The 11,489-nt window shown below is 59.9% G+C and carries 10 protein-coding genes; 6 read left to right on the top strand and 4 right to left on the bottom strand.

Annotated features, from left to right (window positions below; genetic code table 11):
- Positions 1-28 precede the first annotated feature (28 nt).
- Positions 29-862: a PRC and DUF2382 domain-containing protein gene (locus tag HMPREF2993_RS02085; protein WP_046648257.1), complete on the bottom strand. Its 834-nt coding sequence runs from the start codon at positions 860-862 to the stop codon at positions 29-31.
- A 470-nt stretch (positions 863-1,332) separates the two neighbouring features.
- Between HMPREF2993_RS02085 and HMPREF2993_RS02080 the strand changes: the two genes are divergently transcribed.
- From HMPREF2993_RS02080 to HMPREF2993_RS02050, 6 genes are all read left to right on the top strand, one after another.
- Positions 1,333-2,403, top strand: a complete 1,071-nt coding sequence (locus HMPREF2993_RS02080; RefSeq protein ID WP_046648256.1) for a lipoate--protein ligase family protein — start codon at positions 1,333-1,335, stop codon at positions 2,401-2,403.
- Between the two features lie 117 nt (positions 2,404-2,520).
- Complete coding sequence (locus HMPREF2993_RS02075; protein WP_070700759.1) at positions 2,521-3,873, top strand: dicarboxylate/amino acid:cation symporter; 1,353 nt, start codon at positions 2,521-2,523, stop codon at positions 3,871-3,873.
- Positions 3,874-3,917: 44 nt separating this feature from the next.
- The gene (locus HMPREF2993_RS02070; protein WP_070700817.1) at positions 3,918-5,204 is read left to right on the top strand and encodes an MFS transporter; all 1,287 of its coding nucleotides are present in this window, start codon (positions 3,918-3,920) and stop codon (positions 5,202-5,204) included.
- Positions 5,205-5,472: 268 nt separating this feature from the next.
- Entirely contained in the window at positions 5,473-6,417 is a 945-nt protein-coding gene (locus tag HMPREF2993_RS02060; RefSeq protein ID WP_005325328.1) for a methionyl-tRNA formyltransferase, read from the top strand.
- A 65-nt stretch (positions 6,418-6,482) separates the two neighbouring features.
- Positions 6,483-7,499 (top strand): iron-siderophore ABC transporter substrate-binding protein, encoded by a 1,017-nt coding sequence (locus HMPREF2993_RS02055; RefSeq protein ID WP_005291893.1) that lies wholly within the window; start codon positions 6,483-6,485, stop codon positions 7,497-7,499.
- Positions 7,500-7,672: 173 nt separating this feature from the next.
- A complete protein-coding gene (locus tag HMPREF2993_RS02050) occupies positions 7,673-8,311 on the top strand; it encodes a DedA family protein (protein WP_005325329.1) in 639 nt (212 codons plus the stop codon).
- A 10-nt stretch (positions 8,312-8,321) separates the two neighbouring features.
- On the opposite strand, the gene HMPREF2993_RS02045 is transcribed toward HMPREF2993_RS02050, so the two are convergent.
- The 3 genes from HMPREF2993_RS02045 to HMPREF2993_RS02035 are packed head-to-tail and all read right to left on the bottom strand — an operon-like array spanning position 8,322 to position 11,367.
- Positions 8,322-9,104 carry an ABC transporter ATP-binding protein gene (locus HMPREF2993_RS02045; RefSeq protein WP_019176090.1) on the bottom strand — a complete coding sequence of 261 codons (783 nt, stop codon included), beginning with the start codon at positions 9,102-9,104 and terminating at the stop codon, positions 8,322-8,324.
- 50 nt (positions 9,105-9,154) lie between these two features.
- The gene (locus HMPREF2993_RS02040; protein ID WP_005325330.1) at positions 9,155-10,249 is read right to left on the bottom strand and encodes a FecCD family ABC transporter permease; all 1,095 of its coding nucleotides are present in this window, start codon (positions 10,247-10,249) and stop codon (positions 9,155-9,157) included.
- Entirely contained in the window at positions 10,249-11,367 is a 1,119-nt protein-coding gene (locus HMPREF2993_RS02035) for a FecCD family ABC transporter permease (protein WP_005325331.1), read from the bottom strand. The genes HMPREF2993_RS02040 and HMPREF2993_RS02035 overlap by 1 nt, the downstream gene beginning before the upstream one ends.
- Positions 11,368-11,489 lie beyond the last annotated feature (122 nt).

Here is an 11,489-nt window from a genome sequence, read left to right as displayed (position 1 = left end):
GCTCCAGCCTCTTAGCCCTTAACCGAGATTACTTGCGGGTCTCGGTGATGCCGTCGGTATCGATTTGCTCCTTGCGCAGATCCTCGGTGTGGGTCTCGGTGTCCTTGATGGTCTCCTTGGAAAGGTTAACCTTCTCCACCGGTACGGTCTTCTTCTCTACATTCACGCGCTCTTCGTGCAGGGTAACGGAGGCTTCCTCCGCGCCGTTATCACCGATGGTGCCGGTGTAGTTGGCAGCGTCAGCCTCGGAAATCGGGGTGCGCTCGACGCGAACCTCTTCGCGCTCAACCGGAACCTCGACGGTCTCGGTATCGGTCACGACGTACTTGCGCAGGCGCGCCTCGCCGGTGGCCACGCGCTCCTTGTTGACGTCCAAGCGCTCCTCGGAGCGGATAACCTCGCCCTCATTGTTGGTGAGGTTGCTGCTGGTAGCAGCAGTCTCATCCTTAGCGTGTGCACCTGCACCAGCACCGGCAACACCAGCGCCAGCTACGCCAGCACCGGCAACGCCAGCGCGCTCATCACGCTCGTCACGGTAGGTGGTTACGTCCTGTGCGTTCTCGAGGTCGTAGTGCTTGAAGATGTCCGCCTGCGCCTCAGGAGTCAGCGGCTTATCGGAGTCAAAATCCGGCGCGTTCTCGATGCGGTCCTTAGAGAAAGCCAGCTTGAGCTCATCACCGGTGAAATCGTGACCACGGAGCGGAACCAAGCTGGAGCTCATACCGAACAGACCGTGGTTGACCTCAACGAAAGTCGGCTGACCGGACTGCTCGTCGACGAAGACCTCCTTGACGGAGCCCAGCTTCTCGCCGGCCTTGTCGTATGCGGTTGCGTTAAACAGATCCTTGATGTTCTTACCCATTGTTTCTCTAAACCTTTCTACATTTGGTCTATATCTCGATGGCAAACGATAGCTTTCATCTCTACCCCCATAAATCCCAGGGGATTGGGGGACGATTTGCTATTTCGTTTGCATTGACACCCACCATACGGACGAAACTACAATGCGCCACCGCCGCATCCCCTTCTTTTGTCAAAATCGCGCGTAGCCGCAGGTCATATTAGCTATAACGATTAGATTACAGACTATTTGAGCACCTCAAACGCCCACCAGTCCCCACTCTGCACTCCCGCCCCATATCCTAGAACGAAACATTAAGGCGCTAACTTGCGCCCGCAACATAGCGCCCAACAGCGACTCTCTACGCAACCCCTTACGATTCCCAAAGGCACAGCCAAGAGACGTTAGCTACCCCCGCCCCAGTTTCCGAGTTCATTAAATGGTCTACTCCCCCAATCGTCACACCGCCATACCTGAGTACCCTGAACACCATGAACCAAACTGAACACTTCGAGCTCAAAGTCCCCGGCGGCAAACTACTCGTCGTCGATCTCGATATTGACGCCGACAGCACCGTTACCGCAGCCAAGGTCTCTGGCGATTTCTTCCTCGAACCGGAAGAGGCCTACGAGGCACTAGCCCCAGCGCTGGTCGGCATCACTACTGCCACAAGCACCGAGGACATCCAATCCCGCCTCGATGCCGCGCTTGCGCGAATCGATTCACCCGTAGCTCTCCACGGATTCGACACCCACCACCTAGCTGTCACGGTCAAGCGCGCGCTGTCAGGCGGCACCGATTTCACCGACCACAGCTGGGAGATTCTGCGCCCAGGAGTTCTGCCTACCCCAGTAAACGTTGCCCTCGATGAAGTCCTCCTCAACGAAGTCGCGGAAGGAAAGCGCGGGCCCACGCTCCGCTTCTGGGAATGGGAGGACCGCGCCGTCGTCTTCGGTTCCTACCAGTCCTATGCCAACGAGTTGGACCAGGAGGGCGTCGACAAGCACGGCATCATTCCAATACGCCGAATCTCCGGTGGCGGTGCGATGTTCATGGAGGGCGGCAACTGCGTGACCTATTCCCTGTACGCCCCGGACTCGCTCGTGGCCGGCTATTCCTACGAGGCCAGCTACGAGTACCTGGACCAATGGGTACTCGCGGCACTTGGCAAGCTTGGCGTCAACGCCTGGTACGTGCCGATTAATGACATCACCTCGGACGGCGGAAAGATTGGCGGTGCCGCGCAAAAGCGCCGCAAAGGTGCGGTGCTCCACCACACCACGATGAGCTATGACATCGATGCGGACAAGATGATGGAAGTCTTGCGCATCGGCAAGGTCAAGGTCTCCTCCAAGGGCCTGGCCAGCGCAAAGAAACGTGTGGACCCGCTGCGCCGCCAGACCGGCGTGCCCCGCGAGGAAATCATCGACACCATGGCACGCGAGTTCGCCACCCGCTACGGCGCCGTCGACGCTGAGCTTTCCGACGACTCCCTAGCAGCCGCCCGGCGCCTCGTCGACACCAAATTCCTCAACGAAGAGTGGACTAAGCGCATCCCATAATTTGCAGGGGAATTTCTGGGCAGCGTACGGTGTTATAAGTTCTAGTGAACCGATCGGTATAAATATACCGAACCATTTGGTCCATTTCTATACAACACTGTCTAGAAGGAAAATCTCGTGTCCGACACTTCCTCCCGCGCATCCTCGCGCACGCTGCCCTCTTGGGCCACCGGCTTTGGTGCCCAGGTCATCGCCGGCCTCATCATCGGCCTGATCCTCGGCTTCATCGCCTCCGGCATGGAGTCCGAGTGGCTCTCCGATACCCTGTCCGGCGTCGGCGGCGCGTACGTCCAATTGCTCAAGGTGATGGTCCCGCCACTCATCTTCGCGGCCGTCGTCACCTCGGTTGCCAACCTGCGCAAGGTGGCTAACGCCGCCTCGCTGGCGATCTCCACCCTTGTATGGTTCGCCATCACGGCCTTCTTCTCCGTCTTGGCTGGCATTCTCGTCGCCCTCGTGATGAAGCCAGGCGTAGGCACGACTGTCGACGCCTCCACCGCCGCCGATCCTTCCAACGTTGGCTCCTGGACCGCCTTCCTCCAGCAGCTCGTCCCCTCCAACTTCTTTGGACTCAAGGCCTCGCTAAGCGACGGCGAAGTCTCCCTCAGCTTCGGCGCCCTTCAACTCCTTGTCATTTCCTTGGCCCTGGGCATCGCCGCGGTCAAGGCCGGCAAGGCAGCCGATCCTTTCCTGCGCTTTACCGAGTCCTTCCTCAAGGTCATCCAGGTGGTCCTGTGGTGGATCATCCGCCTCGCCCCGATTGGCACCGCCGCCCTCATCGGTAAAGCCGTGGCCACCTATGGCTGGGATGCGCTCAGCTCCTTGGGCAAGTTCGTCCTCGCGATGTATGTCGGACTCGCCCTTGTCATTGCCGTGGTCTACCCTGCTGTTCTGGCTTTCAACCGAATTCCAGTCATTGGCTTCTACAAGCGCGTATGGCCAGTCTTCTCCCTCGGCTTCGTCACCCGTTCCTCGATGGGCGTTATGCCGGTGACTCAGCGCTTTACGGAGAGGGCCATGGGCGTGCCTCGCGAATACGCCTCCTTCGCCATCCCGCTAGGCGCTACCACGAAGATGGACGGCTGCGCTTCCGTCTACCCGGCCATCGCCGCCATCTTCATCGCTCAGTTCTACGGAATTGACCTTTCCCCAACCCAGTACCTCCTCATCATCTTCGTTTCCGTCATTGGTTCCGCAGCTACTGCAGGCACGACAGGTGCCACCGTCATGTTGACGCTTACCCTCTCCACGCTGGGCCTCCCGCTGGCAGGCGTCGGACTCTTGCTTGCCATCGAACCCATCATTGATATGGGCCGCACCGCCGTCAATGTCACCGGCCAGGCGCTGTGTGCCACCATCGTCGCCAAGCGCGCCGGCATCCAAGACCAAGCAACCTGGGATGCCGCCGAAGGCGGCGTCAATGACATCATGAACGCTGACGAGAACGAGCGGGAAAGCGTCAACACCTAAAGGTAGTGACGTGGACCACACATAGTTTCTGTACGGTGGAAGCTATGTCCACGTCAACCCAAGCACCACCAGACCCCGATTCCACACAACACCGCAGCGCTATCAAGGCGTCCTTCATAGGAACATTCATCGAATGGTTCGACTATGCGGCCTACATTTATATGTCGGCCATTATCTCCCGGGTCTTCTTCCCGGAGATGGAAGGGCGCCGCGCGCTCATCATGACATTCGCGCTCTTTGCACTCTCCTTCCTCGTCCGCCCGCTCGGGGGAATTGTGTGGGGACACTTTGGTGACAAACATGGACGAATTCAAACCCTGACGGTATCGATCACGATGATGTCGCTGGCAACAGCCGTGATCGGCTTCCTGCCCAGCTATGAAACCATCGGATTCGCCGCCACTCTGCTGCTTCTGCTTTCGCGTATGGTCCAAGGTTTCTCCGCAGCGGGCGAGTATGCCGGCGCAGCCACGCACCTGGCGGAAATCGCTCCGACGCATAAGCGGGGTATCTACGCCGCAATCGTGCCTTCCGCCACAGCATCCGGCCTGCTGCTGGGCTCCCTCATCGCAGCACTACTCACCGGCGTGCTTGACGACGATGCCCTCATCTCCTGGGGTTGGCGCGTCCCCTTCCTCATCGCACTACCCCTGGGCCTTTACGGCCTGTGGATTCGCCGCAACGCCGATGAGTCTTCCCGCTTTGAGAATCAAGATGACACGGAAGAATCCCCTCTTCGCGAGGTCCTCAAATACCCCAAGGCCCTGGCAATCGCCTTCTCCGGCGCAGTTCTCAACGCCATCGGTTTCTATGTCATCCTGACTTACCTGCCGACCTATCTCTCCCAGGAGCTGGGCATGGCGGAAACACCTGCCTTCATTGCGTCATCGGTCGCTTCCGCTTTCTATGTCGGCTTCGCACTTCTCACCGGCCTGCTATCAGACCGCCTGGGCCGCCGCACGACCATGCTGTGCGCTGCACTTTTCATGGGACTCTTCATTGTCCCTGCATTCATGCTCCTCGACGGCGCCGGCATTTTCCTCGTCATCGTCATTCAAGTATGCCTCGGCGGCGTGCTTGCGCTTAACGACGGCGTCCTCCCCTCCTTCCTCTCCGAACAGTTCCCCACCCATGTTCGCCTTTCCGGCTTTGCACTCACCTTCAACACAGCTAACGCTGTCTTCGGCGGCACAGCGCCCATGATCGCCACCTGGCTTATTGACAAAACAGACAACCAACTCGCCCCGGCGTATTACCTTGTTGCCGCCGCAATCATCACCGGCGGAGGCGTTCTCTTCGCCTCCAAGCGGAATCGCCTAAAAGAGATCTAGCCCACCGCCTCACTCTCCCCCTCCTGGTAGTAACTTCCATCAACGACCCACACTTGAGCTTCAGCGGCAGCGTCAATCGCCCGACCGCTGGCGATCCGAATTGTCGTTTCAGACGACGAGCAGGGCCAGGGGTCCGGGAAAACGAGGGCTTCCGCATCCGCGGGCACCGAGATTCGGTGAAGGGTGGTCACGTCCGGGGAGTCTGGCATGAAAATTGCGCCACTTTCATCATTGACTACATAGGTAAACCTAAGCTAACATCCCCTGCATGCGAGTTGCTGTTTTCGGCTATCAGTCGTGGGGACACCGGACGTTGTCTGCGGTCATCAATGCTGGTCATGAAGTAGTTTTGGTAGTTACGCACCCTGCCAGCGATCACCCTTATGAGCAAATGTGGGCAGACTCCGTTGAGGAGCTCGCCAGCGAACATGAGCTCCAGGTGTGTGTCACTGAGCGCGTGGGTCAAGACGTCATTGAGGCGTTGCGCGATGCTGCACCAGACATCATCGTGGCCAACAATTGGCGAACCTGGCTTCCTCCCGAGGTTTTCAGCCTGGCCAAGCACGGCGCATTGAATGTCCACGATGGTCTCCTGCCCGAGTACGCCGGATTTTCGCCCATCCTGTGGGCGCTGTTGAACCGGGAAACTCACGTGGGCGTCACTGTGCACGAGATGGATGAAGTGCTGGACGGCGGACCCATCGTTGCCCAGCGCGCGATCCCCGTGGGTCCGCAGGACACCACCACGGATCTCGTGGCCAAGACCATCGACCTCATCGAGCCCCTCGTGGAACGCGCATTGAGTGACGTCGCCCAAGGCACCGCCACTGCGCAACCTCAAGATCCCACCCGCGCTACGTACTTCCACAAGCGCGGCGAGCAGGAATCTCGCATAGATTTCACCCAACCTGCGGAAGATATCGCCTTGCTGGTCAGGGCGCAGTCCGACCCGTACCCCAATGCTTACTTTGAATTCCGAGGCCAGCGCGTCCGCGTGCTTTCCGCGCACGTCTCGCAGGGCCGCTTCGGCGGAACCCCCGGCCGAGTCACCATCCCTCACGAGGGAGGAATCGCGGTGGTCTGTGGATCGCCCCGTGCCAACGTGCCGGCGCCGGCGATTGTTCTGGATCGTGTTCGTCTCGACGACAACTCGGAACTGACCGCCACCGAATTCTTTGGACATAGGGCTGGATATATCCAACCAAAGGTTTGACCTTTCCCTTTTGTGTACGGGCCACGCCTCGCGCGGAAATCCGTCACCAGTAACAACGGAGAAAAATGACACTCAAGAAGATTCTCGTTAGCACCGCTGCTGTGCTGACCTTGGGCGCGGCACTGACCGCTTGCTCGACTGATGACCAGTCCGGAAATTCCGGGGACTCCCAGGCAGTCAACGCCGAGCAGGGCGCATTCCCCACCACCATCGAGCACCGCTACGGCTCCACCGAAATCAAGGAAGCCCCGCAGCGCGTGGTCTCCTTGGGCTACACGGATCAGGACGCACTGCTGGCGCTGGGAGTTACTCCTGTCTCCGTGAAGTACTGGGACGGAATGACCCCGGATGGTCAGGCTGCGGGCAACTGGTCCAATGACAAGATCGAGGGCGACACTCCTCGGATCGACAAGGACACAGAAGTCAACGCGGAAGCCATCGCCAAGGACAATCCAGACCTCATCGTGGCCGTGTACTCGGACATCGATGAAGACACGTACAAGAAGCTGTCTGAGATCGCCCCTGTCGTCGTACAAAAGGGCGAATACGAAGAACTACAGCAACCATGGGACGTGACCACGGAAGAGATCGGGCAGGCCGTGGGCAAGCCTGAAGAGGCAAAGCGCCAGGTGGAGCAGGTCAAGGAGAAGTTCGCAGAGCTCAAGGGCCGCCACCCAGAATGGGCCGAAAAGGAACTCGGCGTGGCCACTGTCTCCGACGAGAGCCTGGCTGTCTTTGCCGAGGGCGATCCGCGTAGCCGCTTCTTCACCGAGCTGGGATTCAAGATCAACCCGGCCTACGCGGGCATCACCAAGGACAAGTTCTACGGTGAGGTCTCCAAGGAAAACGCAGACCAGATCAACTCTGACGTGCTGGTGTGGGATCAACTGTCTTACTCTCCGAAGCAGAGCAAGGCTTCTGTGACCGAGGATCCGATCGTGGGCAAGCTGCCCGCCGTGAAGGACGGACACAGTGTCTACCTGGAAGGCGACCTGGAAAAGGCCTTCGGATGGCAGACCGTGCTGAGCCTGAACTACCTGCTGGACAAGATCGAGCAGCCGTTGGCAGACGCCACGAAGTAGTCTGAATCAACTGCCGAACCGCCCCGCATGAACGTGCTGGGGCGGTTTTGCTGTTGCTGGCTAGGGGACGGGCACTCATGGGGATAACGGATGCACGCTAGGGGCGAGCTGCCTGTATTCCGGTCAGAAACCGGGGTAAGAATAGACCAGTTGTTTTCTAGAAGGGATTCCCTGTGCACTTAAGCGACCTCATGGACGCCACCACCCTGCTCCAGAACTTTGGCGGCTGGGCGCTCGGCGGCATTGCGCTGATTATCTTTATTGAATCCGGCGTGCTCTTCCCGTTCCTCCCCGGCGATTCCATGCTGGTCACCGCGGCAATCTTGCGCGATCAGCTGGGCTTGAACGTTCCGATTCTGGTGGGCGTGGCCATCGTCGCGGCGTTCTTGGGCGACCAGGTAGGTTTCTGGCTCGGCCACCGCTTTGGCCGCAAGTTGTTTAAGCCCGACGCCAAGATCCTCATAACCGAGCACCTCGAACAAGCCGAGGCTTTCTTCCTGAAGTACGGGCCGTTGGCTCTGGTACTGGGGCGCTTCATCCCGATCGTGCGTACCTACATTCCCGTGGCCGCTGGTACCGCGGAGATGCCGTACAAGAAGTTCGTGGGATGGAACGTCACGGGTGCAGTGCTGTGGATTGTCAGCATGGTCGGCATTGGCGTGCTGCTGGGGGATATCCCGGGCATTGCGGATCGCATCGACATGATCGCCATCGTCATCGTGCTGGTGTCTGTGACTCCGGTGGTGATTTCCGCGATGATCAACTGGCGGAAGTCCAAGAAGACTCCCGCCCAGGAGCTGATGGAGGACTAAGCCCTGATCGTCACTTGGGGACGATCAGCGGACCGCCGGTGACAGGATCCTCGATGACTAGCGCGTTGAGGGCAAACGCCTCGAGCAGTAGCTCTGGGGTAATGACCTCGCTGGGACGCCCGGTGGCGAGGACCTGTCCATCCTTCATCACCACGAGATTATCGCTGTAGCGTACAGCCAAGTTGAGATCGTGCAGCACCATCACCACAGTCCGATCCAGCTCTCGGCGTAGACGCTGCACCAGCTCCAAAATCTCTACCGACGTGGCCAGATCCAGGTAGGTGGTGGGCTCGTCCAGGAACAGGATGTCCGTGTTCTGCGCAAGAACCATGGAGATCCACACACGCTGCCGCTGCCCTCCGGACAGAGAATCCAGGGTGCGCTCCGCCAGCCCCATCGAGCCAGTCATTTCCAGCGCCTTGTGCACCTCGGCTTCGTCCGTGGACGACCACTGACGGATCCACGATTGGTGTGGGTGCCGACCGCGCGAGACGAGATCAGCCACGTTGAGTCCCTCCGGGGCGGTAGGGGTTTGTGGCAGCACGCTGATGGTCCGTGCGAGGTCCTTGCGCCTGATGGATGAGATATCGGCGCCGTCTAACAGCACTTCGCCCTCATTCGCCGGAAGGAGACGAGACATGGCTCGCAACAACGTGGATTTGCCGCAGCCATTGGGGCCGATGATTGTGGTGATCTGCCCGCGAGGAAAGTCCACGTCCAAGCCTTCGATGACCGTCCGGTCGCCGTAGCCCACGGCGAGGCCGCGTGCGCTCATGCTGTGCTTCTGAGTCATGTGTCCTTCTTTGTTCGCGGCACTGCTAACTTCCAGGGTGGGATCTTTTCTCATGCCGTGGTTGACCTATTCCGTTGGACCAGCAAATAAATAAGGAACGCACCGCCGATTGCCGAGGTGAGAATGCCCACCGGCAGCTCTACGGGCAGAAGAGTTTGGGTGCTGATATCTGCCAGCAGGAGTAGCGCAGCGCCGGTCAGCGCAGAGGCCAGAAGCGGTGGTGCAGAGCAGTTGCACAAGCGCAGCGCCACCTGTGGGGCCACGAAGGCGACGAACCCGATGGGGCCAGCGGCCGAGACCGCCACTGCTGCCAAAGCCACGGCAGCGGCGAGCAGAAGCACCTGCACACCCTGGACGTTTTGTCCCAAAGCCCGTGCAGTATCCGAGCCCAGCAAGGTGGCTAAAAGTTGGTGACCAATCCAGGCCAGCAGCGGTGTAAACACCAACACAACAATGGCGATGGGCCACATCTTGGACCAGTCCGCAGTGCTCAGGGAGCCAGTAAGCCAGAACTGCGCGGCCGCGGCATCGCGCAACTCCGTGCGGATCATCAGGAAGTTGATATACGAGGTCAACAGAGCAGAGATGATGATGCCGAACAGCACTAGCCGGAAGGAATCAGTCGATCTCCTCCACGCCAGAGCCCACATCACCGTTGCGGTGACAGCCGCACCAAGCACCGCGGCCAAGGGAATGCCGATGCTGCTGAGCCAGCCGAGGAAACCACCAGCGCCACCACCCAGAGTGATGACGGTGACCGCGGCCGCGGACGCGCCCGTAGTGAAGCCCAAGATATCCGGGCTGGCCAGCGCATTGCGAGTCACGGACTGAGTGAGGGCTCCGGATAATCCCAGCGCACAGCCCACCAGAATGGCCGTCAGCGCACGAGGCATGCGCCAATCCAAAACCACCAGACGCTCAATGCGGGTGCCCTGGCCGGTGAACAGCACCTCCAGCACACGAGCCGGGGACACAGGATAGTCACCCAGGCCGATGGAGACCGCCGCTAGCAAGACGATCGCCACGAGCAGCAATAGAGACACCGTCAACGCGCGAGGGCGCCAGACCACAGAAAATGAGCCCACGCGGAATGGCGGGCGCCCAGGGATAGTGGAAGAGGTAGGGCGGGCAAGGAGGGAACTCATTAAATGGCCACCACCCGGCGTCGATAAATAAGGGCGATGAAGAACGGCGCGCCCACGAACGCGAGGATGATGCCTACTTGCAACTCGCCCGGACGAGCGATCAGACGGCCCACCACGTCTGCGAACAGCATCATCACCGCACCCGTCAGGGCAGAGTAAGGGAGGATCCAGCGGTAATCAGGGCCCGTGATGGCGCGCACGAGGTGCGGGACCACCAGGCCGATGAAGGTGATGGGGCCGGCGGCAGCTGTCGCGGCACCGGCCAGCAGTGCGATCAGAGCCATGCCAATCAGGCGGGCGCGCTGGGTGTTGATGCCCAGTCCGGAGGCGATGTCATCGCCCAGATTCAGGAGGTTTAGCTGCGGTGCCGTGATGAACGCCAGCAGGAGGCCCACCAGGATAAACGGCAGCACGCCGTAGAACACGGTGAGATCCCGGCCCGCGATGGAGCCGACGGTCCAGAAGCGCATGCGATCCAGATTGGCATCGTCAGTGAGGATAAAACCGCTGATGATGGCGCTGAGGACCGCGGACAAAGCCGCGCCGCCGAGGACCAGCGTCATTGGATTGGCCTGTCCTCCTCCTATGGACGCCAAACTAAACACCAACGCAGTAGCAGCGATGGCCCCACCGAACGCCCACATGCTGGTAGCCCACACGGACGTCACACCCAGCAAGGAGAAGCTGGCAACCACGGCCAGGGACGCACCGTAGTTGATGCCGAGAATGCCCGTGTCCGCGAGAGGGTTGCGCGTGTGCCCTTGGATCAATGCACCGGAGGCGCCAAGGGCAGCACCGGCGACTAGGCCCAACAGGGTGCGGGGAATGCGGAGCTCGACGATCACGCGCTGATCCACATTCAGCCCCTCCGCGTGGCCGAACGCCGTGCCGAGATCGCGGAACACGGCGGACACTTCTCCAAAAGGGATCTGCCGTGATCCAAACACGATGCTGGCAACGATGCTGGCGAGCAATAGGAGGAAAAGGACGCCGAGGCCGACGAGGCGACGCGGGATTTTACCTGATGGAGCGCTGGCAGAAGCGTCCGCAGTAGCGTCCGCGCGAGACCCCAGGTGTGATTGAGAAGGGGATTGCGCATGCGGGGTAGAGATAGCCATGCATCCCTCCTTGACGCGTGAAAGTCCATGATCTTAACGGGAGCAAGCTTATGTGAACAAGGTAAGCCTAATCAAAGTACTACAAGGAGGGGTGCTGTTGCAAAGTTGGGGCAGTAGAAAGA

Origin of the sequence: Corynebacterium sp. HMSC068G04, assembly GCF_001814885.1 — a bacterium.
GTDB lineage: Bacteria > Actinomycetota > Actinomycetes > Mycobacteriales > Mycobacteriaceae > Corynebacterium > Corynebacterium hiratae.
The sequence above is the reverse complement of the archived record's forward strand: the minus strand, read 5'-3'. Positions and strand labels throughout refer to the sequence as shown.